The organism is Pantoea sp. Cy-640 (assembly GCF_011752635.1).
GTDB lineage: Bacteria > Pseudomonadota > Gammaproteobacteria > Enterobacterales > Enterobacteriaceae > Pantoea > Pantoea dispersa.
The window spans coordinates 61,017-86,372 of sequence record NZ_VWXB01000005.1; the positions used below are offsets into that span (position 1 = coordinate 61,017).

General features: G+C 59.0%; 26 protein-coding genes. 15 read left to right on the forward strand and 11 right to left on the reverse strand.

All coding sequences use genetic code 11. From position 1 onward, the window contains the following. Positions 1-105: 105 nt before the first annotated feature. Entirely contained in the window at positions 106-351 is a 246-nt protein-coding gene (locus F3J36_RS13955) for a hypothetical protein (protein WP_127833726.1), read from the reverse strand. Between F3J36_RS13955 and F3J36_RS13960 the strand changes: the two genes are divergently transcribed. Then, the gene (locus F3J36_RS13960) at positions 339-1,628 is read left to right on the forward strand and encodes an HAAAP family serine/threonine permease (RefSeq protein WP_021507261.1); all 1,290 of its coding nucleotides are present in this window, start codon (positions 339-341) and stop codon (positions 1,626-1,628) included. The genes F3J36_RS13955 and F3J36_RS13960 overlap by 13 nt on opposite strands. A gap of 99 nt (positions 1,629-1,727) precedes the next feature. On the opposite strand, the gene F3J36_RS13965 is transcribed toward F3J36_RS13960, so the two are convergent. Further along, entirely contained in the window at positions 1,728-3,284 is a 1,557-nt protein-coding gene (locus F3J36_RS13965; RefSeq protein ID WP_058758001.1) for a methyl-accepting chemotaxis protein, read from the reverse strand. Positions 3,285-3,760: 476 nt separating this feature from the next. Between F3J36_RS13965 and F3J36_RS13970 the strand changes: the two genes are divergently transcribed. Then, positions 3,761-4,096, forward strand: a complete 336-nt coding sequence (locus tag F3J36_RS13970; protein WP_166719897.1) for a hypothetical protein — start codon at positions 3,761-3,763, stop codon at positions 4,094-4,096. A 564-nt stretch (positions 4,097-4,660) separates the two neighbouring features. Here the strand turns inward: F3J36_RS13970 and F3J36_RS13975 are convergent. Together F3J36_RS13975 and dbpA are read right to left on the reverse strand one after the other, a co-directional pair. Next, the gene (locus F3J36_RS13975; RefSeq protein ID WP_021507259.1) at positions 4,661-5,623 is read right to left on the reverse strand and encodes a chemotaxis protein; all 963 of its coding nucleotides are present in this window, start codon (positions 5,621-5,623) and stop codon (positions 4,661-4,663) included. A gap of 141 nt (positions 5,624-5,764) precedes the next feature. Beyond that, the gene (dbpA, locus tag F3J36_RS13980; protein WP_159377459.1) at positions 5,765-7,144 is read right to left on the reverse strand and encodes an ATP-dependent RNA helicase DbpA; all 1,380 of its coding nucleotides are present in this window, start codon (positions 7,142-7,144) and stop codon (positions 5,765-5,767) included. A gap of 391 nt (positions 7,145-7,535) precedes the next feature. Here dbpA and F3J36_RS13985 point away from each other — a divergent pair, with 391 nt between their 5' ends. After that, positions 7,536-7,733 (forward strand): hypothetical protein, encoded by a 198-nt coding sequence (locus F3J36_RS13985; protein WP_010618157.1) that lies wholly within the window; start codon positions 7,536-7,538, stop codon positions 7,731-7,733. A gap of 109 nt (positions 7,734-7,842) precedes the next feature. Here the strand turns inward: F3J36_RS13985 and F3J36_RS13990 are convergent, their stop codons facing one another. Next, positions 7,843-9,204 carry an amidohydrolase family protein gene (locus F3J36_RS13990; RefSeq protein ID WP_166719898.1) on the reverse strand — a complete coding sequence of 454 codons (1,362 nt, stop codon included), beginning with the start codon at positions 9,202-9,204 and terminating at the stop codon, positions 7,843-7,845. 89 nt (positions 9,205-9,293) lie between these two features. Beyond that, positions 9,294-10,154 (reverse strand): LysR family transcriptional regulator, encoded by an 861-nt coding sequence (locus tag F3J36_RS13995; RefSeq protein WP_031279666.1) that lies wholly within the window; start codon positions 10,152-10,154, stop codon positions 9,294-9,296. 87 nt (positions 10,155-10,241) lie between these two features. Between F3J36_RS13995 and F3J36_RS14000 the strand changes: the two genes are divergently transcribed. The 6 genes from F3J36_RS14000 (at position 10,242) to yniD (ending at position 15,941) form a co-directional block, all read left to right on the forward strand. Continuing rightward, entirely contained in the window at positions 10,242-11,414 is a 1,173-nt protein-coding gene (locus F3J36_RS14000; protein WP_166719899.1) for a cyanate transporter, read from the forward strand. A 227-nt stretch (positions 11,415-11,641) separates the two neighbouring features. Continuing rightward, positions 11,642-13,291, forward strand: coding sequence for an L-lactate permease (gene lldP, locus F3J36_RS14005; protein ID WP_136546371.1), 1,650 nt, complete (start codon positions 11,642-11,644; stop codon positions 13,289-13,291). Further along, positions 13,288-14,073, forward strand: coding sequence for a transcriptional regulator LldR (lldR, locus tag F3J36_RS14010; RefSeq protein WP_166719900.1), 786 nt, complete (start codon positions 13,288-13,290; stop codon positions 14,071-14,073). The genes lldP and lldR overlap by 4 nt, the downstream gene beginning before the upstream one ends. Then, on the forward strand, positions 14,073-15,263 hold the full coding sequence (gene lldD / locus F3J36_RS14015; RefSeq protein ID WP_088516211.1) for an FMN-dependent L-lactate dehydrogenase LldD: 1,191 nt from the start codon (positions 14,073-14,075) through the stop codon (positions 15,261-15,263). Before lldR ends, lldD begins: the two co-directional genes overlap by 1 nt. Positions 15,264-15,325: 62 nt before the next feature. After that, on the forward strand, positions 15,326-15,754 hold the full coding sequence (locus F3J36_RS14020; RefSeq protein ID WP_021313986.1) for an OsmC family protein: 429 nt from the start codon (positions 15,326-15,328) through the stop codon (positions 15,752-15,754). 79 nt (positions 15,755-15,833) lie between these two features. Then, complete coding sequence (gene yniD, locus F3J36_RS24225) at positions 15,834-15,941, forward strand: small membrane protein YniD (RefSeq protein WP_021507251.1); 108 nt, start codon at positions 15,834-15,836, stop codon at positions 15,939-15,941. Positions 15,942-16,052: 111 nt separating this feature from the next. Here the strand turns inward: yniD and F3J36_RS14025 are convergent, their stop codons facing one another. Next, positions 16,053-16,292 (reverse strand): hypothetical protein, encoded by a 240-nt coding sequence (locus F3J36_RS14025; RefSeq protein ID WP_021507249.1) that lies wholly within the window; start codon positions 16,290-16,292, stop codon positions 16,053-16,055. A gap of 111 nt (positions 16,293-16,403) precedes the next feature. Beyond that, positions 16,404-16,574, reverse strand: a complete 171-nt coding sequence (locus F3J36_RS14030; protein WP_007887091.1) for a hypothetical protein — start codon at positions 16,572-16,574, stop codon at positions 16,404-16,406. A gap of 211 nt (positions 16,575-16,785) precedes the next feature. Here F3J36_RS14030 and F3J36_RS14035 point away from each other — a divergent pair, with 211 nt between their 5' ends. The 5 genes from F3J36_RS14035 to F3J36_RS14055 all read left to right on the forward strand — a co-directional run bounded on the left by F3J36_RS14035 (position 16,786) and on the right by F3J36_RS14055 (position 20,659). Next, positions 16,786-16,971 carry a hypothetical protein gene (locus F3J36_RS14035; RefSeq protein WP_021507248.1) on the forward strand — a complete coding sequence of 62 codons (186 nt, stop codon included), beginning with the start codon at positions 16,786-16,788 and terminating at the stop codon, positions 16,969-16,971. Positions 16,972-17,179: 208 nt separating this feature from the next. Next, the gene (locus F3J36_RS14040) at positions 17,180-17,488 is read left to right on the forward strand and encodes a PTS sugar transporter subunit IIB (RefSeq protein ID WP_031279665.1); all 309 of its coding nucleotides are present in this window, start codon (positions 17,180-17,182) and stop codon (positions 17,486-17,488) included. 88 nt (positions 17,489-17,576) lie between these two features. After that, positions 17,577-18,893 carry a PTS sugar transporter subunit IIC gene (locus F3J36_RS14045; protein WP_166719901.1) on the forward strand — a complete coding sequence of 439 codons (1,317 nt, stop codon included), beginning with the start codon at positions 17,577-17,579 and terminating at the stop codon, positions 18,891-18,893. Next, entirely contained in the window at positions 18,893-19,207 is a 315-nt protein-coding gene (locus F3J36_RS14050; protein ID WP_010618140.1) for a PTS lactose/cellobiose transporter subunit IIA, read from the forward strand. The genes F3J36_RS14045 and F3J36_RS14050 overlap by 1 nt, the downstream gene beginning before the upstream one ends. A gap of 12 nt (positions 19,208-19,219) precedes the next feature. Then, entirely contained in the window at positions 19,220-20,659 is a 1,440-nt protein-coding gene (locus F3J36_RS14055) for a glycoside hydrolase family 1 protein (RefSeq protein ID WP_159377453.1), read from the forward strand. A 51-nt stretch (positions 20,660-20,710) separates the two neighbouring features. Here the strand turns inward: F3J36_RS14055 and F3J36_RS14060 are convergent, their stop codons facing one another. Beyond that, positions 20,711-22,090, reverse strand: coding sequence for an NAD-dependent succinate-semialdehyde dehydrogenase (locus tag F3J36_RS14060; protein WP_021507244.1), 1,380 nt, complete (start codon positions 22,088-22,090; stop codon positions 20,711-20,713). Between the two features lie 152 nt (positions 22,091-22,242). Between F3J36_RS14060 and F3J36_RS14065 the strand changes: the two genes are divergently transcribed. Further along, positions 22,243-23,127, forward strand: coding sequence for a LysR substrate-binding domain-containing protein (locus F3J36_RS14065; protein WP_058757992.1), 885 nt, complete (start codon positions 22,243-22,245; stop codon positions 23,125-23,127). On the opposite strand, the gene F3J36_RS14070 is transcribed toward F3J36_RS14065, so the two are convergent. Further along, the gene (locus F3J36_RS14070; protein WP_141097292.1) at positions 23,122-24,141 is read right to left on the reverse strand and encodes a LacI family DNA-binding transcriptional regulator; all 1,020 of its coding nucleotides are present in this window, start codon (positions 24,139-24,141) and stop codon (positions 23,122-23,124) included. The two genes, F3J36_RS14065 and F3J36_RS14070, sit on opposite strands and share 6 nt — an antisense overlap. 93 nt (positions 24,142-24,234) lie before the next feature. Next, positions 24,235-24,882 (reverse strand): CPBP family intramembrane glutamic endopeptidase, encoded by a 648-nt coding sequence (locus F3J36_RS14075; RefSeq protein ID WP_021507241.1) that lies wholly within the window; start codon positions 24,880-24,882, stop codon positions 24,235-24,237. Positions 24,883-25,356: the final 474 nt, after the last annotated feature.

Here is a 25,356-nt window from a genome sequence, read left to right on the forward strand (position 1 = left end):
GGGGAGTTTCCTCCCCAGCGCTCTGCTGCAGGCAACACCCCCGCACTTCATTCTCCCGCTCACGTCCACTTCGCGCTGTGTCTTGCACTCCTGACGCTTCTCAGGTCAAATAGCGCCCCAGGCAATCGATTGCGTGCGTGTTTCGTGCGTTATTGTTGCTTTTATCGCCATCTCGCGCATTTTTACCGCCTTTGTGATGCATGTCTTGCGTTGCGGCAATCCACGCCGGGCAAAAACGGGTAGCATAGGCGCGTTTTGTGAAGCGACCGCACGCTGCAGGCCGCCGCGAATTTTTAGCCGTCGTTCCGGCTGCATTTGAGACAATTTTGGAGAGACAGATGGATAACTCACAAACCGGTACCCTTGGTACGGTGGAGGCGGCAGCAACCGGCTGGCGCAAGAGTGATACGGTGTGGATGCTGGGCCTGTACGGCACCGCAATTGGCGCAGGGGTGCTGTTTCTGCCGATTAACGCCGGCGCGGGCGGGCTGATTCCATTACTCATCATGGCGATTCTCGCTTTCCCGATGACCTTCTTTGCGCACCGTGCGCTGACGCGCTTTGTGCTCTCCGGCAAAAATCCCGGTGCGGATATCACGGACGTAGTGGAAGAGCACTTCGGTGTTGGTGCCGGTAAGATCATCACGCTGCTCTACTTCTTTGCCATCTACCCGATCCTGCTGATGTACAGCGTAGCGATCACCAATACCGTGGACAGCTTTATTGTGCACCAGCTCGGGCTGGTATCGCCGCCGCGTGCGCTGCTGTCGCTGATTTTGATTGCGGGCATGATGACGGTGGTGCGCTTCGGCGAGCAGATGATTGTCAAAGCGATGAGCGTGCTGGTGTTTCCGTTTGTGGCGGTACTGATGCTGCTGGCTGCGTATCTGGTGCCGCACTGGCACGGCGCGGCGCTGGAGACCTTATCGTTTGCGCAAAGCGGCAGCGACAGCAGTATCTGGATGACGCTGTGGCTGGCGATTCCGGTGATGGTGTTCTCCTTTAACCATTCGCCGATTATCTCGTCTTTTGCCGTGGCGAAACGCGCCGAGTACGGTGCCGGCGCGGAGAAGAAGTGTTCACGCATTCTGGCCAGCGCCCATCTGATGATGGTGGTGACCGTAATGTTCTTTGTGTTCAGCTGTGTGCTGAGCCTGTCGCCCGCCGATTTACAGGCAGCAAAGGCGCAGAACATCACCATTCTCTCCTATCTGGCGAACCACTTTAACGTGCCGATGATTGCCTGGATGGGGCCGATTGTCGCCATTGTGGCGATCACCAAATCGTTCCTCGGCCACTATCTGGGCGCGCGCGAAGGCTTTAACGGCATGGTGGCGAAGTCGCTGCGCAGCCGCGGCAAAACCATCACGCCGCAGAAAATGAATCGCCTGACCACCCTGTTTATGCTGCTGACCACCTGGCTGGTTGCCACTCTGAACCCAAGCATTCTCGGCATGATTGAGACGCTGGGCGGGCCGGTGATTGCGATGATTCTGTTCCTGATGCCGATGTACGCTATTCATAAAGTCCCGGCGATGCGCCAGTACAGCGGCAAAATCAGCAACCTGTTTGTGGTGCTGGTGGGGATTCTGGCGATTTCTTCCATCGCTTATTCGCTGATGAATTAACAGCAGGGCGCGGTGCGCCGGACCCGATGCGCACCGCCATGACAATGCCAGCGACACTGAACGGCCCCGTCTGACGCATGCAGAACGGGGCTGTCTGTTTTAAACCGCAGCGGTTTTAAACACGCTCATCGACTGCGCCAGACGGTCGGCCTGTTCCTGCAGCGCCTGAGATGCAGCGGACGCTTCCTGTACCAGCGCGGCGTTCTGCTGCGTCACCGCTTCCATCTGCGTAATGGCCTGATTGATTTCACTGATGCCGCTGCTCTGTTCGCTGCTGGCGATGGTGATTTCGCTCATGATCTCCGCCACACTGCTTACGCTGTTGACCACTTCACCAATGGTCGAACCGGCGTGCGTCACCAGACGGCTGCCTTCATCCACCTTCGCCACCGAGTCTTCAATCAGCACTTTGATCTCTTTCGCCGCGGAGGCAGAACGCTGCGCCAGGTTACGCACTTCGGTAGCGACAACGGCAAATCCGCGACCCTGTTCACCGGCGCGCGCCGCTTCGACCGCCGCGTTGAGCGACAGGATGTTGGTCTGGAAGGCGATAGAGTCGATCACGCTGATGATGTCGACAATCTTCTTCGAGGAGAGGGCAATCGCCTCCATCTTCACAATCACCTGCTCCATCACTTCACCGCCTTCTTTGGCGACGCCGGAGGTTTTCGCCACCAGCGAGTTGGCTTCGCGCGCATTGTCGGCGTTGTGCTTCACGGTAGCGGTCATCTGCTCCATCGCGGACGCCGTCTCTTCCAGCGAGCTGGCCTGCTGTTCAGTGCGCGAAGAGAGATCGATGTTACCGCTGGAGATCTGGTTGGACGCCACGGCGATGGTGTCGGATCCGGCGCGTACGTCGGAAACAATGGTCAGCAGGTTATCGTTCATCGCCTGCAGAGCCTGCATCAGCGCGCCCGTTTCATCTTTGCTGCGTATTTCAATGCGCGAGCTGAGATCGCCGGCAGCCACTTTGCTGGCGATGGTCACCGCTTCATTCAGCGGATGCACAATCGAACGGGTCAGCAGCCAGCCCATCACCACGGCAGCGAGAATGGCGAGCGCGGAGAACACCAGCGTGACTTCAATCGCCGTGGTGCCATCGTCGATAATGCCGGCGCCTTCCTGCTGGAGCTGCGAGGACTGGGAATCAGCAAACGCCACCGCCAGGTCAAGGTAGGCATTCTGCACGGCGGTAATTTTTTTCAGTACGTAGTAGCTGGCGTCATCGGCTTTACCGGCCCGCACCAGATCCAGCACCTCATTTTTCTGCTGTTCAAACTGCTGACTGGCAGCCAGCAGGCTGGCAATTTTCTTCTTGCCCACGGCGGTAATCTGAATCGCTTCGATCTTCTTCATCGCCGCGTTGGTACGGGCGGTGGCGTCTGCCAGCTGCTGAAAGCGCTGCACGTTGAACTGCGGCCGGGTGGTATCGATGACGATGCCGCGCAGATATTTGATCTGATCGTTGACGCCATCGCGCACGTCAAAGCCGAGCCGCACTTTTACATAGCGATCTTCCACAATCGAGGTAATGCCGCTCTTGATGTTGTTGATCTTCATGATTGAGGTGATACCAATCACCACCAGTAGTGCCACCACTAAACCAAAGGCGATGCCCAGACGGACGCCGACCTTCATATTCTTTAAGCTCAACATTGGATCTCCCCGCAATGCCAGAATGCTGTTGTATTAAAACGGAAACGCAGACGATGGGCCTGCAATATGTCGATGATGTGTAAAGGAAAGATTTTTTGCCATTGCGACGAGACGGGTCTGGCGCCACCAGCGCAGGCGCTAAAGTTATCGGTTGCTAATGTTTTAACTTTAATTTTTTAGGGATTTGTCACAAAACGGTTAAGAGGGCTTAAGGTTGATTAATCACTGGTCGTAATTAGCTGGCGTCACGGCCTATCCCGGTGCGCAAAATTGCGCACCCTACAAAAACGCGCAGAGGCGGATGCGATATCTGCATTATCCCGTCGCACAAACCGTAGCGGCGCGATTCATCGCGCATGTCAATTCCTGCACCGTGGCGGAATGCGCAATAAATTGCGCCGCTACCACCCGTGCGGTTATCAGCGGCATCACATGGAAGGAATATCAGTCAACCGTGCGGTTATCAGCGGCATCACATGGCAGGAATATCAGTTACCCGTGCGGTTATCAGCGGCATCGCATGGAAGGAATATCTGCGCGATACGTCGCGCCATCATGATTCATTGCGGATGCGATATCTGCATTATCCCGTCGCACAAACCGTAGCGGCGCGATTCATCGCGCATTTCATTTCCCGCACCATGGCGGAATGCGCAATAAATTGCGCCGCTACTACCCGTGCGGTTATCAGCGACATCACATGGAAGGAATATCAGTCACCCGTGCGGTTATCAGCGGCATCACATGAAAAGAATGTCGGTCACCCGTGCGCTTATCAGCGGCATCACATGAAAGGAATATCTGCGCGATAAGTCGCGCCATCATGATTCATTGCGGATGGGATATCTGCATTATCCCGTCGCACAAACCGTAGCGGCGCGATTCATCGCGCATTTTATTTCCCGCACCGCGGCGGAATGCGCAATAAATTGCGCCGCTACTACCCGTGCGGTTATCAGCGGCATCACATGGAAGGAATATCAGTCACCTGTGCGGTTATCAGCGGCATCGCATGGAAGGAATATCAGTCACCCGTGCGCTTATCAGCGGCATCACATGAAAGGAATATCTGCATGATACGTTGCGCCATCATGATTCATTGCGGATGGGATATCTGCATTATCCCGTCGCACAAACCGTAGCGGCGCGATTCATCGCGCATTTCATTTCCCGCACCGTGGCGGAATGCGCAATAAACTGCCCACTGCAAAAAACACGCAGAGGCCCTGTAGGGTCACCATTCATGGTGACCTCAGACGATTAATAGATCAGTAAGACAGGATAAATACGCCGTTACGGTAATGCTGCGAATGACAGGCGAGCGGGCACAAAAAAGGCGCGAATATCGCGCCTGAGGGGAAAATCGGGGCAAGCGCTTAGCGCTTCTTCTCCAGCACGCGATAAATCACGCTGGAAAGCTCGTTGATTTCAAACTTAGCGACGTAACCGTCAGCGCCCACTTTGCGCACGTGATCTTCGTTGGCGCTGCCTGAGAGCGAAGAGTGAATCACCACCGGAATCTGCCGCAGCGCGTCGTCGCGCTTGATGTTACGCGTCAGGGTAAAGCCGTCCATCTCCGGCATTTCGAGGTCGGTCAGCACCAGCGCGATTTTGTCGTGAATCGACTCGCCGTTAGCCTGCGCTTCTTTCTGCATCTCGCTGATTTTAATCCACGCTTCAAGCCCGGTATTGTGCATGATGGCCGGAATGCCCATGCTTTTCAGCCCCTGTTCCAGCAGCTGACGCGCCACTTTGGAGTCTTCAGCAACAATCGCTACCTGGCCGGGTTTAAGGTTGAAATTCTTCGCCGTCTCTTCGCTCGGCTCAACGCCGCGCACCGACGGAATGATGTCATACAGAATCTGCTCGACGTCGAGCACCAGTGCCAGATTGTTGCTCTGACCGTCGGTGTCCAGACAGGCGATGCTGGTGATGTTACGGCTGCCGATGCCTGCTTCCGCCGTGTGCACCTGATTCCAGTCAAGACGCACAATGTTCTCCACCGATTCCACGGCAAATGCCTGGGTGCTGCGCGCGTATTCGGTCACTAGCAGCAGGTTGAGGCCGGTTTCCGGTTTACAACCGGTTACTGCCGGCAGGTCGATTACCGGAATAAACTGGCCGCGAATGCTGGCCATGCCGAGCAGCGGTGAATTCATGCCGGCGGCGCGGGTAATGGTCGGCATCGGCACAATTTCACGCAGTTTGAATACGTTGATGCCGTACAGCTCAGACTTGCCTTTCAGCCGATCGGAACCCAGCCGGAACAGCAGCAGTTCGAATTTGTTAGAAAGCGCAAGGTTGGCGCGTTCATCGATCTCTTTCTGAAAATTATCCATTGTGGCCTCGGGGCAGAATCTGGGCGGAGTAAAGGGCAGGGCAATAGCGCCATGATTAACTTATCGGCAGCGGAGAAAAAAAATGAAGGGAAGGGCGATGAAAATTTAGCGTAAGGGCGATCGCCCTCACGCTCACGACTGTTACTTCAGCAGAATCGCGCGCACGCTTTTGCCTTTGATCTTGCCCTCTTTCAGCTTGATCAGCGCTTTCTTCGCCTGCGCGGCGTCGATGGCGACATACGCATGGGTCGGGGTGAGATCGATTTTACCGATCTGATCGCCGCTGAAACCGGCTTCACCGGTCAGGGCACCCAGAATATCGCCGGGACGCATCTTGGCTTTGCGCCCACCGTCAATGCACAGCGTCATCATCGCCGCCGGCAGCGGCTGTGCGCCTTTGCCTTTCAGCGTGCTGGCCGGCTGCCAGTTGAGCTTCTGCTGCAGGTAATCTTCCAGCGCATGGGCGCGCACCATTTCGTCGGCCGCCACAAAGCTGACCGCCAGCCCCTGTTCGCCGGCGCGGCCGGTACGGCCAATGCGGTGAATGTGTACTTCCGGATCCCACGCCAGCTGAAAGTTAACCACCAGCGCCAGCGATTTAATGTCGAGGCCGCGCGCGGCGACGTCGGTGGCGATCAGCACGCGGATGCTGCCGTTGGCAAAGCGAATCAGCACGCGTTCGCGATCGCGCTGTTCCAGATCGCCGTGCAGCGCCAGCGCGCTGATCTGGCGATCGTTGAGCGCGGCCGCAATCTCATCGCATTCCCGTTTGGTGTTACAGAACACCACGCAGGAAGCCGGTTGCTGCTGGCTGAGCAGGGCACTGAGCAGGTTGATACGCTCGCTGGCGCTGGTTTCAATAAACTGCTGCTCAATCGCCGGCAGTTCCGATTGCGCTTCGGTCGCTACCGCCAGCGCATCGCGCTGAAAGCGCTGACTCAGGCTGGCAATGGTATCGGGCCAGGTGGCGGAGAACAGCAGCGTCTGACGCGAATCCGGCGTAAAGCCAATGATGGCTTCCATATCGTCGCGAAAACCCATCTCCAGCATGCGATCGGCTTCGTCCAGCACCAGGCTCTGCAACTGACTTAAATCGAGATTGTCACGCTTGAGATGATCGAGGATGCGCCCCGGCGTGCCGACCACAATATGCGGCGCATGCACCAGCGAATCGCGCTGCGCGCTCATTGGCTGGCCGCCGCACAGCGTCAGGATCTTGATGTTGCGGGTGAAGCGCGCCAGCTGACGCAGCACGTTGCTGACCTGGTCGGCCAGTTCACGCGTCGGGCACAGCACCAGCGCCTGGGTATGAAAACGCCCGCTGTCGATGCGGTTCAGCACGCCGATACCGAAGGCGGCGGTTTTGCCGCTGCCGGTTTGCGCCTGCGCCCGCACATCGCGTCCGCTAAGGATGGCCGGCAGGGAAGCGGCCTGAATCGGCGTCATGGCGTCGAAGCCCATCTCGCGCAGGTTGTCGAGCTGGCTGGCAGGCAGTTGCGTCAGGGTAGAAAAAGCAGTCACAGGAGCATCTCAGGTAGTAGCAGGAATAGCGGCGGCCAGTCTGGCAGAAAGGCGGGCTATCGGCAACGGCAATTGCGGTAATAATCACGCGGTGAAATTAGTCAGCCGTTGCGCTTTGTCAGTTCAATGATGAGGTGCAACTATCGCAAAGTTTTAATGAATGTTCCGAATTTCACACGAGGCAGCACGAACGGTAAAAACGCTTTTTCGAGGGAAAAAATGATATTAGCGGCAGGTAAGCGGCAATATCGCGGCATGTTACGGCTATTTTCAGTAAGATTTCGCTTATATGTTACCTGTTATGCGGAAAATCTGAGTAAAAATCCTAACCGCTTTGCTTTATATTTAGCGCGCCATTTGGCAATTAATAATTACTTCAGAGGTCACCTCATTGAGTCACTATGTCCAGGGACAAAACGAAGACGTTCTGAAAATCGTCGGCCGCGCCGTGCTAACGCTGCATCTGCATGGAGAGACGTTATCCTCCGATAAAGTCAGCTCCATGATTGCCTGTTATGCGGAAGAAGAGCCTGTTAATGACGATGAGCACCAGCGCCTGTATGCGCTGGCGATTCAGATGTTGTCTTAAATCCAGCATTATCATCGGGCTTGCCGCGCCGGTGTCACCTTCCAAAGCCTCCTGCGGGAGGCTTTTTTCTGGCCGGGTCTGGCGTGCTGGTGCTGGCTGCGATGCGCCTTCAGGCGCTGAATACCGGCGTGCCGCGCTGGAACGTAGCGCGCACCGGCGCAATGCGCGCCACGGCTTCCGCCGAGCAGCTGGCTTCGACCAGCATCATACTGGCTTCATCCTGCAGCTGCGGCCACTGGCGCTCACCGCTATTGGCGAGCGTCAGAATGCCGCCGGTGGCGATATGCAGTGCGCGGCTCAGGCCAAATTCATCCGATCCGCGATACAGCTGGGCATACAGATTGGCTTTCTCCAGCATGCTGCCGGTGCCGAATGGCGACCAGTGATCAACCACGCTGTCGGTGCCGGTCATCACCGTCACGCCCGCCGCCTGCAGCTGCGGCAATGGCATCGTCAGCTTGCCAATCGGAATCGTTGATGCCACGCTCATCTGCTGTTCGGCCATGCCGGCGATAATCTCATCCAGCGCCTTACCTTCCAGCGTGGCGAGCGCGAAACCGTGGCTCAGTGTCACTTTGCCTTTCAGCTGCGGGTTACGGGCGATGGTGGCGACCATGTACTGAATGGCTGCCACGCCGGCGGCGCTGGTCTCATGCAGATGAATGTCCACGCCGCGATCGTAATCGAGCGCGATGCGGAACATCGCATCAAGCGAAGCCTGCATGGCACCATCCACGTTGGTGGGATCCAGCCCACCGACATACTGCACGCCGAGCTGCATCGCCTCACGCATCAGACCATCGACCTGCGAATGCAGCAAACCATGCTGCGGAAAGGCGACGATCTCACAGCGAAACGCCGGATGGTTGGCCAGCGCCAGCTGCAGATGTTCGAGACTTTTCAGGCCACTGACTGGATCGATGTTGCAGTGGCTGCGCGCTTCGGTGCTCCCTTTGCTTTGCAGCAGGCCAATCAGCGCTTCGGCGCGCGCCTGCGAGGTTGGCAACAGCTGGGGAATCAGCACCTGCTCGCGCGCAATCATATCCATGATGGTCTTGCCCTGCCGCGGGCGCGGTGCCTGCCATGGTCCGCCGTAGAAGGTTTTATCCAGATGGATGTGCATGTCCCGCGTGCGCGGTAACAGCAGCGCACCGCCGGCATCCCACTGCGGCAGGGCAGGCTGGCGCGCCTGGCCGGCGGCGCTAATGGCGCTGAACTTGCCTTCTTTAATGGTGATGTCGTACAGCGCAGTGCGGGTGGCGACTATCTCCGCGCCGTCGCGCTCAAATCCCTCTTCGAGGCGCACATTCAGCAGCTGATAGTGCGCCACGGCAGGCGGCGGGGTGGACGAGACCGGTGGTGTGTCGGGACGGGCGGCGCTGCTCATGCCAGCCATCATCAGGCTGCCTGCGGCAGTAAGGCGCACGCCGTGGCTGAGGAAATCACGGCGGCTGGAAGCGGTCAGAGGCATCGGAAACTCCAGGCAAAAGGAAAAAACCTAATCTGGCAAAACCGACGCCGCCGCGCTGCGATATTTCCCACTGCCAGGCAGTGGAAAAATCACTGCCACTGTAGCTGGCAGAATTGCACCAGCGCAGCGGCCAGCGCCTGTTGCAGCGCATCCTGCGGCTTACGGCAGAACAGCGCCAGCTCGAAATGGCTGATCACTGGTAAACCCTCAGCGCTGCCCAGCACGCGGTGACCGGGCAGGCGGCAGCTGGCGGGCAGCAGCGTCAGGCCGAGACCGGCGGCGCTGGCGCTGGCGAGGGCCACGAGGCTGGCGCTGCTGTAGCTGATGCGCCAGCTGCGGCCGAGCGCATCCAGCGTCTGACACATCTCTTCGCGATACAGCCCCTGCTGCGGAAACACCACCAGCGGCAGCGGCGTCTGGTCAAAGCAGGGATGTTCAGCACTGTCCAGCCACAGCAGCGGCTCGGGCCGGGCGGCCAGCGGGCGATCGCCGCCCGGCTGCTTGATCAGCATCAGATCCAGCTCTTCGCGCTGCCATGCGCGATGCAAATCGACGTACATGCCGCTCATCACGTCAAGACGCAGTTGCGGATGCTGTCGGCTGAATCCGGCCAGCAGGCTGGCGGTCGGGGCGGCAAAATCCTCCGGCACGCCAATGCGCACAATGCCGTCGCGCCACTTATCGCTCAGCACATCGTGCGCTTCGCCGTTAAGGGCGATGATGCGCCGCGCGTAGCCGAGCAATTTTTCTCCCTCTTCAGTCAGCGCCACCTGATGTGAGGTGCGCTGTAACAGCGCTTTACCCACCATCTCTTCCAGCCGCCGCACCTGCTGACTGACCGTCGACTGCGACAGGTGCACACGCTCGGCGGCGCGGGTAAAGCTGGCGGTCTCGCACACCGCCACAAAGCTTAATAGCTGCTGCGGCGTAAACATTGGCTGACGATTCATTTATCCACTGCCCATCATGGTGTTATTTCATTTCCAAATAGTACTGTCTGCTGCGATGCTGACAACCTTTTCACAGCAGGATGGGTTATGAACCGACATGCCAATACGTTAACGCTGGCTGCGCTGGTGCTGGCCGGGCTGAACATGCGCCCGCTGCTGACCTCGGTCAGTCCGCTGCTGGGCCAGCTGCGCCACAGCCTGCATCTGTCAGGGCTGGCCGCCTCGCTGCTGCCGGCGGTGCCGATGGTGATGATGGGCGCGGTGGCGCTGTCCAGCGCCAGGCTGATGCAGCGCGTGGCCTTAAAGCCCTTACTGCTGGCCGGGTTGACGCTATTGCTGCTGGCACTGGCGGCGCGCGTCGTGATCGACAGCGGCAGCGGGCTGGTGCTCAGCGCGCTGTTTGCCGGCATCGGCGTCGGCGTGGTGCAGATGGCGATGCCGGGACTGATTCGACAGCGTTTTAGCCGGCGCAGCGCGGCGGTCACCGGGCTGTGGGCGGGCGCACTGATGGGCGGCGGCGGACTGGGCGCGGCGCTGTCGCCGTGGCTCAGCGCGCAGCTTGGCGTACCGCTGGCGCTCAGCGGCTGGGCGCTGCCGGTGCTGCTGGCTATCCTGCTGTGGCTACGGGTGCGCGTGCCTGCCGCGCCGGATGCCGCACAGGTAACGCTGCCGCCGCTGTGGCGTAAGCCGCGCGCCTGGTCGCTGGCGCTGAGCTTTGGCCTGGTCAACGGCGGCTATGCCACCTGCGTGGCCTGGCTGCCGGATGCGTATCACCGGCTGGGCTGGTCGGCACAGGCCGGCGGCTCGCTGCTGGGCGTGATGATTCTGAGCCAGGTTGCCGGCGCGCTGCTGATGCCGCTGCTGGCGCGCGGTGCCGATCGCCGTCCGCAGCTGATTGTCAGTCTGCTGTGCCAGCTGGCCGGGATGAGCGGGTTTCTTTTTGCGCCGCTGCTGGCGCCGTGGCTGTGGGCCGCCATCGCCGGCTTCGGTCTCGGTGCCGCGTTCCCGCTGGCGATGGTGCTGGCGCTCGATCATCTGCCGCAGCCGCAGGCAGGCGCGCGGCTGGTGGCCTTCATGCAGGGCGCAGGATTCATCATCGCCGGCTGCATGCCGTTTATTGCCGGTCAGCTGCAGGTGCTCACCCACAGCTTTGCCAGCGTATGGCTGATGCAGGGCATCGTGACGCTGGGGCTGATCGGACTCAATCTGCGTTTTCATCCGCGCAGCTATGCGAGCGCCTTTGGTGCGGCAACGCGCTGATTGGTCCTACCAATGTTATAAAAATGTAGCCACATGGTCACATAACACGAAAAATCACGCCTGCCGCGTTGCTTTGGGTTAACAATGCATTAACTATCTGGAGCCAGAAAGCCCGTCAGCCGCAATGTGGTCCTACCAATTGTGGTCCTGAACCGGGCAACAATCTGCGGCGCACGCCTGCTTTTGCCGATGCGCCGCATCCCTCTGGTGACCTCTGGAGAAACGGCATGCAGGTGTGGCAACAAAACTACGATCCGCTCAACAATTTGTGGCTATCCAGCCTGGTGGCGGTGATCCCGATTGTTTTTTTCTTCTTTGCGCTGATTAAGCTCAAGCTGAAGGGCTATCAGGCCGGTACGATCACCGTGGTGCTGGCGCTGCTGGTGGCGCTGTTGCTGTATGGCATGCCGGTGCCCCAGGCGCTGGCGTCGGTGGCGTATGGTTTTTTATACGGCCTGTGGCCGATTGCCTGGATTATCGTGGCGGCGGTATTTGTCTACAAGATCTCGGTGAAAACCGGCCAGTTCGATATCATTCGCGCCTCGATTCTCTCCATCACGCCAGACCAGCGTTTGCAGATGCTGATTGTCGGCTTCTCGTTTGGCGCGTTTTTAGAGGGCGCGGCAGGCTTTGGGGCACCGGTGGCGATCACCGCCGCACTGCTGGTCGGGCTGGGCTTTAATCCGCTCTATGCCGCCGGCCTGTGCCTGATTGTCAACACCGCACCGGTGGCGTTCGGCGCGATGGGGATTCCGATCATCGTCGCCGGTCAGGTCACCGGGCTGGACAGCTTCCAGATTGGCCAGATGGCGGGACGCCAGCTGCCGTTTCTCACCCTCATCGTGCTGTTCTGGATCATGGCGATCATGGATGGCTGGCGCGGCATCAAAGAGACCTGGCCGGCGGTGATGGTGGCCGGCGGTTCGTTTGCCATCGCCCAGTACCTCAGCTCTAACTTCCTTGGCCCGGAGCTGCCGGATATCATTTCGTCGCTGGCTTCGCTGATCTGCCTGACGCTGTTTCTGCGCCGCTGGCAGCCGGTGCGCATCTTCCGCTTTAAAGAGCCCGCGCCAGAGACTGCGCCCTCAGGGACGCAACGCTACACGCTGGCGCAGATTGTGCGTGCCTGGATGCCGTTCCTGTTCCTTACCGCGACCGTTACGCTGTGGAGTATTCCGCCGTTTAAAGCGCTGTTCGCCAAAGGCGGCGCGCTGTATGACTGGGTGTTTAGCGTGCCGGTGCCGCTGCTGCACGAGCTGGTGGCACGCATGCCGCCGGTGGTGAGCGCAGCAACGCCGTATGCGGCGCTGTTCAAATTTGACGTGGTTTCCGCTACCGGCACTGCGATTTTGCTGGCGGCGGTGATTTCGGTGATTTTCCTGCGCATGAAGCCGGCGGCGGCGCTGCGCACCTTTGGCGAAACCCTGAAGGAGCTGGCGCTGCCGATCTACTCCATCGGCATGGTGCTGGCCTTTGCGTTCATCTCAAACTACTCCGGGCTGTCGGCCACGCTGGCCCTGGCGCTGGCGCACACCGGCCAGGCCTTCACCTTCTTCTCGCCGTTCCTCGGCTGGCTGGGCGTCTTTCTGACCGGCTCCGATACCTCTTCCAACGCGCTGTTCGCCGCGCTGCAGGCGACCACCGCGCAGCAGATTGGTGTGTCGGATGTGCTGCTGGTGGCCGCCAATACCACCGGTGGTGTCACCGGTAAAATGATTTCGCCGCAGTCGATCGCCATCGCCTGCGCCGCCGTGGGGCTGGTGGGGCGCGAGTCCGATCTGTTCCGGTTTACCGTTAAACACAGCCTGATTTTTACCTGTATGGTCGGCGTGATCACCACGCTGCAGGCGTATGTCTTTACCTGGATGATTCCATGACTGAACCCACACCGCGGCTGGCGGATACGCTGCGCGCGCGTCTTGGCGCCTGGATTGAAGAGCATCAGCTGAAACCCGGCATGCGTTTACCCTCGGAGCGTGCGCTGGCCGCCCGCTTCGGCGCGTCGCGCTCGTCGGTGCGTGAGGCCATCCAGCAGCTGATCAGCAGTGGTATGCTGATCAGTAAACGCGGCGGCGGCACCTGGCTGTGCGAGCCGCAGGAGCCATGGTCAGAACAGCGCATCGTTGAGCCGATTCGTCAGCTGCTGGCCGCCGATCCTGACTACCGCTGGGATATTCTTGAGGCGCGCCACGCGATTGAGGCCAGCACCGCCTGGCACGCCGCGCAGCGCGCCACTGAGGCGGATAAAGAGCGGCTGCGCTATGCCTTTGACGCGCTGATACAAATGAACGACTGCGACGACCCCGAACTGGCCGCGCAGGCGGATCTGCGCTTCCACCTCGCCATTGCCGAAGCCTCGCATAATCTGGTGCTGCTGCAGACCATGCGCGGATTTTTCGATCTGCTGCAATCCTCCGTGCTGCACAGCCGCCAGCGTATGTACACCCAGCCGGTGATCTTCAACCAGCTCAACGCCCAGCATCAGGCGATGTTCGATGCGGTGATGGCGGGCGACGCCGACGCGGCGCGCCAGGCGGCGATGGATCACCTCGGCTTTGTTCACACCACCATGAAAACGCTGCATGAAGACGAAGCGCGCCAGGCCCGCATCACGCGGTTACCGGGCGCCACGCAGGTTACCCGTAAGGAAGACAACTGATGATTATTTCTGCTGCCAGTGACTATCGCGCCGCGGCGCAACGTATCCTGCCGCCATTCCTGTTTCACTATCTGGACGGCGGGGCCTACGCAGAACATACCCTGAAGCGCAACGTGGCCGATCTCTCTGACGTGGCGCTGCGCCAGCGCGTGCTGAAAAACATGGCTGAGCTGAGCCTGGAAACGCGGCTGTTTAATGAAACTCTGTCGATGCCGGTGGCGCTGGCGCCGGTCGGCCTGTGCGGCATGTACGCGCGACGCGGTGAAGTGCAGGCGGCGCGTGCGGCAGCCAATCGCGGTATTCCATTTACCCTGTCGACGGTGTCGCTGTGCCCGATAGAAGAGGTGGCACCGGCGATTAACCGCCCGATGTGGTTTCAGTTGTATGTGCTGCGCGATCGCGGCTTTATGCGCAACGCGCTGGAGCGGGCCAAAGCGGCAGGCTGTTCGACGCTGGTGTTTACCGTCGATATGCCGACGCCGGGCGCGCGCTACCGCGATGCGCACTCCGGCATGAGCGGCCCGCATGCCGCGCTGCGCCGTTACTGGCAGGCGGTCACCCATCCGCAGTGGGCATGGGACGTCGGGCTGCACGGGCGTCCGCACGATCTCGGCAATATCTCAACGTACCTCGGTAATCCTACCGGACTGGAAGATTATATCGGCTGGCTGGCGAAAAATTTCGACCCGTCGATCTCGTGGCAGGATCTGGAGTGGATTCGCGAATTCTGGGAAGGGCCGATGGTGATCAAAGGCATTCTCGACCCGGAAGATGCGCGCGATGCGGTGCGGTTTGGCGCCGATGGCATCGTGGTCTCCAACCACGGCGGACGTCAGCTGGATGGCGTGCTGTCGTCGGCGCGCGCGCTGCCGGCCATCGCCGACGCGGTAAAGGGCGACATCACCATTCTGGCCGACAGCGGCATTCGCAACGGGCTGGATGTGGTGCGCATGATCGCGCTGGGGGCTGACAGCGTGCTGCTGGGACGCGCGTTTATCTATGCGCTGGCGACGCACGGCCAGCGCGGCGTGGAGAATCTGCTGAGTCTGGTTGAGAAAGAGATGAGGGTGGCGATGACGCTGACCGGCGCGAAAACCATTGCGGACATCACCCAGGATTCGCTGGTGCAGGCGAATGCGCTGCTGAGCGAAGCCGGACTCAGCCCGGCGCGCCCGCACGCGGTGCGCTAAGCCAGGCAAAGCGCCGGCTCTTGTCTATACTGAATAGCTGTCTGACTAACAGGAGGAATGACATGACCATTCATAAGAAAGGATCGGCCCATTGGGAAGGCGACATCAAAGGCAAAGGCACGGTTAGCACTGAAAGCGGCGTGCTCAGCAACCAGCCATACGGTTTTAACACCCGTTTTGAAGGCGAGAAGGGCACCAATCCGGAAGAGCTGATTGGCGCGGCACACGCCGCCTGCTTCTCCATGGCGCTGTCGCTGATGCTGGGCCAGGCCGGTCATCCACCGAAAAGCATCGACACCACCGCCGATGTTTCACTGGACAAAAAGGGCGACGGCTTCGCCATCACCAAAATTGCCCTCAACAGCACCATTGCGCTGCCGGGCATCGATGATGCCAAATTTGATGAAATCATTCAGAAAGCCAAAGCCGGCTGCCCGGTGTCTCAGGTGCTGAATGCCGAAATCACCCTCGACTATACGCTGAATAATTAATCGCCCTCACGGGTGACCAGCGGTAGACTATGCGATGCGCCTGCGGGCGCATCGTTGCTTTCTGCTGTCTGGAGGAGACGTGGCAAAAAAACTGGCTGCGACAAAACACTGGAAGATGATTGTGGTGTTGCTGTGCATCTGCGGCGCGCTGATGCTGATTCGCTGGGCGGCGATGATATGGGGCTAAAGGATTGGGTATGCCGCCACAAGCTCGGGGTGCTGGTGATGATTATTCTGGTGCTGGAACTGGTGCACTACCTGCTGACAGCCTCGTGGCTGCCGTGGCAGTTCTGATGCCTCAGGCATATTCGCCGTCATGCTCATGCTGGCGCAGATTGCGCACGCTGCTGCGCGCAATGCGGTAGGCCTTGCGCGGATCGCCCGCGACAAATTCAAAGGTGGGCGAATAGTAAAATGGCAGCCAGCCGCCGAAGCCGCTCTCCCACTCCCAGCGCACCGGACAGGGCCAGAGAATGCCGTCATACAAAATGTAATAAACCCAGCGTCCGTTGGGACGACGGGGGCGAGTTTTTTTCATGGGATTCACAACTGTAATAGTGTAAAGCAGCTTATATTTTGAACGCTGCGGGCCCAGGTTGCAATGCCGTCTGGCTGTTTTTTATGCAATTGATGACGCACTGGCACCGAATTAACGGTGCACTTCCCCACAAAGCAGCACCACGTTCGGCCGGACTTTATGGATGCGATCGGCCATCTGTTCGCAGGCCACTTTCGTGGGGTAAATCCGCTCCGACACCGGCAGGGCATCACAGGCATCGTGGCCGCAGGCGCTCACTAACAAGACAAAACCAATCAACATAACCGACTCCTTCTGCACCATTCCCGTGGTACGGAATGCGTGGCTGTGTGTTCCTTTTTTTGATCCAGTATAGCTAAACGCCTCAGGCGTCAATGAACAGCCTGAGCGGCTTTTTTGTCCGAACAGAGTGATGATAACCAGCGCCGCGCCCATTAGCAGCACAATCTGGGCTAAACTGTGCGGCACTGACAACAATAAGGAGTGATATCTGATGTCTCATGAAATTGCCCATCCGGCCAGCAGCCCAAAACAGGCCGCCCTGCAACTGGTCATCGAACTGGTGCGCGCCGGTAAACTGAGCCCGCTGCACGGCGATGCTTCCAATATGATCTCCATCTACGAACAGTTCAAGGCACACTTCGAAGCCGACAAGCAAAAAGATTCCGCCATCTCCTGACGTTCTGCCCCCGGTGGCGCGCTGTGTCTGGCCGCGCCACTGTTCCCCGACTTTCACATAATCTCTTCCGTTTATTATTGCATCCCGATTAAATTTGCAGCGCGCTTTTTGATATTTCTCACAGATCCGTAACGCAAATCTGAAACCGGTTGCAGAAAATCTTTAGCGCGGGTATTCGTTAATTAAACCCCACACTGAGGATTGAATGATGCCAAAGATTCTACTCTGCTGCGCCGCCGGAATGTCCACCAGCATGGTGGTGCAGAAAATGGAGAAGGCCGCCAAAGAGAAGGGCGTCGAGGTTGAGATAAAAGCCGTTGGCATTGAAGAGTTTAACGATCAGATCGCGAACTTTGACTGTTGCCTGCTCGGGCCGCAGATTAAATACAAACTGGCGGACTTCCAGCCGCTGGCGCAGCAGCTAAATAAGCCTATCACTGTGATTAATAGCATGGATTACGGCATGATGAATGGCGCGAAAATATTAGATGATTCGCTAAAGCTGATTCACGCCTGACGATTGTTCCGAAAATAAAATAATTGTTTACGCCTGTGCGCCAATGCACAGGCTTATTCTGTTGTTGCCTGATGCAAGGAGCTCGCCGATGAGCAGCATAAGCGAATCGTTATTTGGTGTGATTGAAAACCGCATCAGCCCGCTGGCCGGACGCCTCTCCAGCCAGCGCCATGTGATTGCCATCCGCGATGGATTTATTGCCTCGATGCCGTTTCTGATTGTGGGCTCGTTTATGCTGCTGTTTGCCCATCCGCCGTTCTCAGCTGACAGCTCATGGGCGTTTGCCCAGTGGTGGCTCGGTATGGTGCGCGCGCATGAAGCGCAAATCATGATGCCGTATAACATGACCATGGGCATCATGGCGCTGTATATCGCCAGCGCCATCGCCTATAACCTGGCGAACAGCTACAAGATGAACGGCTTTATGGCGGCCAGCCTGGCGCTGATGGCGTTTCTGGTGGTGGCCGCGCCGCAGAGCAACGGCACGCTGCCGGTTGGCTCACTTGGCGGCGAGGGCATTTTCACCGCGATTCTGGTGGCGCTGTTCGCCACTGAGCTGATGCACTTCCTGCAAAAGCACAACATCGGCTTTAAGCTGCCGGAGCAGGTGCCGCCCAAAATTCGTCAGTCGTTCGATCTGCTGATCCCGATCATCGCCATCTTCATCACGCTGTTTCCGCTCAGCCTGTGGGTGCAGGCGCAGTTTGGCCTGCTGCTGCCGCAGGCGATCATGGCGCTGTTCGCACCGATTATCTCCGCCTCGGATTCGTTACCGGCGGTGCTGGTGGCGGTGCTGCTGTGCCACATGCTGTGGTTCGCCGGCATTCACGGTGCGGTGATTGTCGGCGGCATTCTGCAGGCGTTCTGGCTGACTAACCTCGGTCTCAACCAGCAGGCGCTTAACGCAGGTGAGCCGATCACGCACGTGTTTATCGAGCCGTTCTGGCAGTTTTTCATCGTTATTGGCGGCTCCGGTTCCACCATGGGGCTGGTGCTGCTCTACCTGCGCAGCCGCTCGGCGCATCTGCGCTCGATTGGCAAGCTGAGCATTGTGCCCAGCATGTTCAACATCAACGAGCCGGTCATCTTCGGTTCGCCGGTGGTGATGAATCCGATTCTGTTCATTCCGTTTATCTGCGCGCCGTTAGTCAACGCCACGCTCGCCTGGACAGCCACCAAAACCCACCTGATTAACCACGTGGTGTCGCTGGCCCCCTGGACCACGCCGGCACCGATCGGGGCGGCCTGGTCGACCGGCTGGGACTGGCGCGTCATCGTGCTGATTGCCGTGCTGGTAACCATCGCCACGCTGATTTACTACCCGTTTTTCAAAATTTATGAGCGGCAACTGCTGCAGCAGGAGTTTGAGCAGGCCGCTGCAGCGCAACCGGTTAAGGAGGCATGATGGAAATTGATGAGAGCACGGTCATGGAACTGATTATTCAGGCGGGAGAAGCGCGCTCCTGCTCGATGGAAGCGCTGCGCGCTGCGCGGCGCAAAGAGTGGCCACGCGCCGATGCGTTGCTGAGCGAAGCCAGCGAGGCGGCCAGAGCCGCGCACCGTATCCAGACCGAATTGATTGGTGCCGACGAAGGCTGCGGCAAAATTCCGGTCAATCTGATCATGGTACATGCGCAGGATCACCTGATGAACGCCATGCTGTGCCGTGAACTGGCGGAAGAGATCATCCAGCTGCGGCGCGAGCTGGCTGCGGACTAACAAGGAGGCAGTATGCAACATCCTAACCCCGGTGCGTTTCCGCACGGCTTTCTGTGGGGCGCTTCAACCTCGGCGTATCAGGTTGAGGGTGCCTGGAACGAAGACGGCAAAGGGCCGTCGGTGATCGATAAAGGCCATTTTCCTGAGGGGATGACGGATTTCACCGTCACCAGCGATCACTATCATCGCTTCCGGGAAGATATCGCGCTGCTGGCGGAGCTGGGCCTGAAAACCTATCGATTCTCCATCGCCTGGAGCCGCATCTATCCGCAGGGTGACGGCGAGCTGAATCCGGCGGGCATTCAGTTTTATCAGCAGCTGATTGATGAAATTTGCCGCCACGGCATTGAGCCGCTGGTCACGCTCTATCACTTCGACCTGCCGTGGGCGCTGCAGCAGGATGGCGGCTGGTCAAACCGGCGTACCGTGGCCGCTTTTGAGCGCTTCGCCATCACCTGTTTCGAGCACTATGGCGACCGGGTGAAATACTGGCTGACCATCAATGAACAGAACATGATGATCCTCAAAGGTGAGGTGATTGGTACGCTGCCGGCCGGCACGGTGGATGCGCAGAAGACGCTGTATCAGCAGAACCACCATATGATGCTGGCGCAGGCTAAAGCGATGATTGCCTGTCACCAGCGCTTGCCGCAGGCCAAAATTGGCCCGGCACCGAACATCTCCTGTATCTATGCCGCCAGCGCCAGACCGGAAGATGTGCTGGCCGCCGATAACTTTTCAGCGATCCGCAACTGGCTCTACCTCGACCTGGCGGTGCACGGCCATTACAACAACGTGGTGTGGGCGTTTCTGCAGCAGCGCGGCTGGCTGCCGCATATTGAGGCGGAGGATATGGCGACCATCGCCGCTGGCCAGCCGGACTTTATCGCCTTCAACTATTATGCATCGGCCACCGTCAGTGCTGACATGCCTGAGGTCGCGCGTGGTGAGCTGAACAGCAAGCAGCAGGCCGACCAGCAGATGGCCGGCATCGACAAATCGGTGTACGTCGGCTGTAACAATCCGCATCTGCAGCAGAATCAGTTTGGCTGGTATATCGATCCGGTCGGTTTCCGCATTACCGCGCGCGAGATCTACGCGCGCTATCGCCTGCCGCTGATTGTGACAGAAAACGGTCTCGGTGCGTTCGACACGCTGGAGGCGGGCAACAAAGTGTATGACGACTATCGCATCGCCTATCTGCGCGAGCATATCGCTCAGCTGCGGCTGGCAATTGCCGATGGCGTCGAGCTGTTTGGCTACTGTCCGTGGTCGGCCATCGATCTGGTCAGCACCCATCAAGGCATCAGCAAACGTTACGGCTTTATCTACGTTAACCGCGATGAACACGATCTGCGCGATCTGGCGCGCTATCGCAAGAAGAGCTTTTTCTGGTATCAGCAGTTGATCCGCAATAACGGTGCACAGCCTGATGCGGAGGTGGAATACTAACGCGCGGCGCGGCGGCATCCCGGCTGGGTCGCCGCCGCGCCAGCAGCGTGATTAGCGGTGTTGTCCCGCCATCAGCACATATTTTACCTGCACATACTCTTCAATACCGTAATGGCCGCCCTCGCGGCCGTAGCCGGAGTGCTTGATACCGCCAAACGGCACTGACGCCGTACCGACTGAGCCGGAATTGAGGATCACCATGCCGGCTTCCAGTTTTTTCGACAGGCGGAAAGCGCGGCCAACGTCCCGCGTCCACGCATAGGCCACCAGACCGTATTCGGTGTCGTTAGCGCAGCGAATCACCTGCTCTTCATCACTGAAACGGTACAGGGCAAATACCGGTCCGAAAATCTCGGTGTTGTGCACGGCAAACGAGGCGTCCAGATCGCACAGGATGGTGGGTTCATAGAACAGCCCGCCCTTCGCGTGTGGCTTGCCGCCGAGGCGCAGCGTCGCCCCCTGTGCTACCGCATCATCCACCAGCGCGGTGACTTTATCGAGCGCCATGCGGTTAATCAGCGGGCCAACCACAAATTCCTGCTGCATACCCTGATCGACACGGATCTCACTGACTGTTTTCACCAGTTGCTGCACAAAGGCATCGTAAATCGCGTCATGCACAAAGATGCGGTTAGGCGAAATACACACCTGGCCGGAGTTACGCAGTTTGGCGCTGACCAGCCCGGCCACGCTCTCTTCCAGCGGGCTGTCGGCGAACACGATAAACGGCGCGTTGCCGCCCAGCTCCATGGTCATCTTTTTCAGCGTGGCCCCGCACTGCTGCGCCAGCAGTTTGCCGACGCGGGTAGATCCGGTGAAGGAGATTTTGTGGATGCGCGTATCGCTGGTAAAAGCTTCGCCGATGGCTTGCGGATCGCCGGTTACCATCTCAAACACGCCCGCGGGAATACCGGCCTGACGTGCATACTCCAGCAGTTTATACGCGGTAAGCGGCGTCTCTTCTGCCGGTTTGATGATCATGGTGCAGCCCGCGGCCAGCGCGGTAGCGATTTTGCGGGTGATCATCATAAACGGGAAGTTCCACGGCGTGATGGCCGCGGTCGGGCCGACCGGCTCTTTTACTACCAGCACGGAGGCGTTAGCATCGTGCGACGGCAGGGTATCACCGTTGACGCGTTTGGCCTCTTCCGCATACCACTCAATAAAGCCGAGACCGTACTCGATTTCGCCCAGCGCTTCGCTCAGGCATTTGCCGTTCTCCCTGACCATCAGTTCAGCAAACAGGTGCTTATCGGCGCGTACCAGATCGTACCAGCCACGCAGCAGGTCGCTGCGCTGTTTCGCGCTTTTTGCCGCCCATGCCGGAAACGCGGCACAGGTGCGATCAATAGCGGCCGCGACCTCGTCGTGGCGCATGAACGGTGCTTCGCCGACGAGGCTGCCGTCGGCAGGATTGGTGACTTTAATCATTCCAGTGTGCTCCAGTGTCAGAATCAATGTGACAACCTGGCAGTCAGCGTTATCGGGCTGGCTGCCGCTGTGCAGAAATGATGCGCGCCTGGCCTTTTCGCCACAATCGATTAAAATTGCTCCATCATTGAGAAAAACTGAACGGTTAACTGATGCGTGATTTGCCACCCCTGAATGCCTTGCTGGCGTTTGAATATGTCGCCCGTAGCGGCAGTGTGCGGGCAGCGGCTGATGGCCTGTCGGTGACGCCAGGCGCGGTGAGTCGTCAGATTCGTCTGCTGGAAGAGTACTTTGGCACGGCGCTGTTTCAGCGTCAGGGGCGCGGGCTGGTACTGACGCTGCCCGGCAATGCCTATTTTCTGCAAATCAGCCAGCACCTCGACGGTATTCGCCAGGCGAGCGCCACGCTGCAGCGCAATGCCGGCCGCACGGTCATCCGGCTGCACTCCTTCACCACCTTCGCCACCCGCTGGCTGATTCCGCGGCTGGCACAGTTTCAGCTGGCGCATCCGGCGATTGACGTGCGCCTGACGACCGCGTCGGAATGGGACGATACGGTGGATTGCGACGCGGCGATTCGGCTTGGTGACGGTACGTGGCCGCAGCAGCACGCCACGCCACTGGTGAAAAACGTGCTGGTGCCGGTGTGTCGTCCGACGGCTGACCGGCGCGCCAGCATGCATCTGGCCGGGCTGGCGCAGCATACCCTGCTGCTGGTGCGCGGACGTCCTGATGACTGGCAGCGCTGGTGCGAAGCATTTGGCGTGGAAATGGACGCGCTGCCGCACCGGCGGCAGATGGAAAGTTCGGCGCTGGCCTATCAGGCCGCCATTGAAGGGCAGGGGATTGCGCTGGCGCAGCGCGTGCTGGTGGAAGCGGAGCTGAAGGCAGGCACGCTAATCGCCATGGAGGATTACCAGCTGGACTGTGGCCGGCACACCTATTACCTGGTGCGCCCGCAGGAGAGCGTTAAGGCTGCTACGCTACAGCAGCTGGAGCAGTGGCTGGTCACGCAGGATGCCGGCGAGGCGTTATGAGCGGCGAAACGGTCCATCGGCCACGGAAGCGCGCTCAATCAGCCGTCCGCTGAACGGCGGCAAAGGCGCAATCGCTTCGCCCTCCAGCATCGCCACCAGCTGCGCCAGCGTGTGCTGAATCATCTCCGCCACCGGCACGTGAACCGTCGTGAGCGGCGGCAGGAAAAATTCGGCCATGCGAATATCATCAAAGCCCATCAGCGATACATCCTGCGGCAGCCGTTTGCCCGCCGCATTCAGCGCCAGCGCGGCACCAATCGCCATATCGTCATTGCTGGCCATCAGCGCGCTGAACGGTACGCCGGCACTCAGCAACTGGCGTGCCGCTGCCTGACCACTCTCCGGCGTCCACGCGCCCGGCAGTACGCGCGCCGCTTCATACGGCAGCTGATGATCGGCCAGCGCCTGCTGATAGCCAGCCAGACGCGCGTCGGCGGTGGGCGATCCCGCCAGTCCGGTGATAAACGCGATGTCATGGTGACCGCGCGCAATCAGGTAATTCATCGCATCACGGGTATTTTGCTGGTGCGAAGCCCAGACGCAGTTCGCCGCGTGCTGCGTCAGACGGCGGTTAACCACCATGATCGGGATATCGTGTTGGTCGATGATCGCTTCCAGCGCGGCGGTGTCGAGAAAACGCGGGTAGATAATGATGGCGTCGCAGCGCAGATCGAGCAGAAACTCGATTGCCGCGCGCTCATCGTCAGCGCTGGTTTTGCCATCGGCGAGGATCAGCTGGCGGCCATAGTTGTTGGTCAGCGTGGCCGTCTGGTACAGCAGCTCGCTGAAATAGGGGCCGTTAAACAGCGAATGGGTGACGATCAGGCCGATATTCTGCGATTTTTGCGTCGCCAGACTGCGCGCCAGCAGATTCGGGCGGTAGCCTGTTTCCTCTATCGCCTGAAACACTTTCTGCTGCGTGGATTTGCTCACATAGCGGTTGCCCGCCAGCACGCGCGACACGGTGGCTTTAGAAACGCCCGCTTTGCGGGCCACATCCAGCATAGTAATCATCAGCGCTTCGACCATCATTCCTGCAGGCTAAAAAGCGATAGTACCTGAAAATGCAGGGAAATTAATGGCATCGTTAGCAAACAGTGAGGGGGATCAGGCGTAGAACCAGGCGGGCAGGATGGCGATCAGGTTATTCAGCGTATGCAGAAAAATCGGCAGCGCCAGGCTGTTGCTGCGCAGACGCGCGTAGCACAGCAGCAGCGAGAACAGCGTCAGCGCAACGATGGTTTCCCAGTGCACGTACTGCGTGTGCAACGCGGCGAACAGCAGCGATGTGAGCAACATGCAGGCAAAACGGCTTTTGGGCGCCCACAGCAAAAACGCCTGCAGCAGGAAGCCGCGGAACAGCACCTCTTCAAACACCGGCGCCAGCAGCACGGCGGTGAGCAGCAGAATCAGCATTGAGCTGCGTCCCTGCTGGCTCTGTTCAATCAGCCAGCCTTCCGGCTGCAGGAACTGCGTCTGCGCCACCATCAGCACAAACAGCGCGCCGATAAACAGCAGTGCCTGGCCGGGGCGCAGAAAGCCCAGAGGAATGTCGCTGCGGCGCTGGCAGTAGAAACGGTACAGGGGATAGATCACGGCAAATTCAAACAGGCACAGCACTGGCACCAGCAAGCCGTTATTGCGCAGCGTCCCGTAATTGGGAAACAGCGTAATCAGCATGGTCACGAGGTAATAAACCACAAAGCTACCCACGTAAAACAGGGTCAACGTAACTTTGTCGGATTGAGTGTCCATAGGCGACTCAGCGGGCAGAGGAAGACGCATAGTAGCAACGGCGATCGGTGCTGTCGAGGTGCGTTTGCGGAGATTTTCGCCGGTTCAGATACGCCACAATCGCGGCGCTAACTGACCGCCTCATCGCAGGCGATGCGCGGCATGACGGCTTGCGCTTTCATCGCTGACGAGCAGGCGGAGAGGGAACCGAATCATTTATCTGGCGCGGAGGATGCCGCTGGCACCGTTTAGTGCACAACGGCAGAGAGAAAATTAACGAGGCTTAACGCACCCGGACGGCCACGAAGGTCATCACGATGGCGAAGCCGATAAAAATAGCCAGTTCCATCATTATCTCCTCAGAAAAGTCTTAGGTAATTGTAGCGTCTGGCCGGGTGATTTTTAGACACAGTGTGCGATTAATCCGAAAATGTGAGCAGAAAATCGCGCCTTTTGTCACGCAATGCGACCAGTCTGCTGGAAAAATTTTCGCAT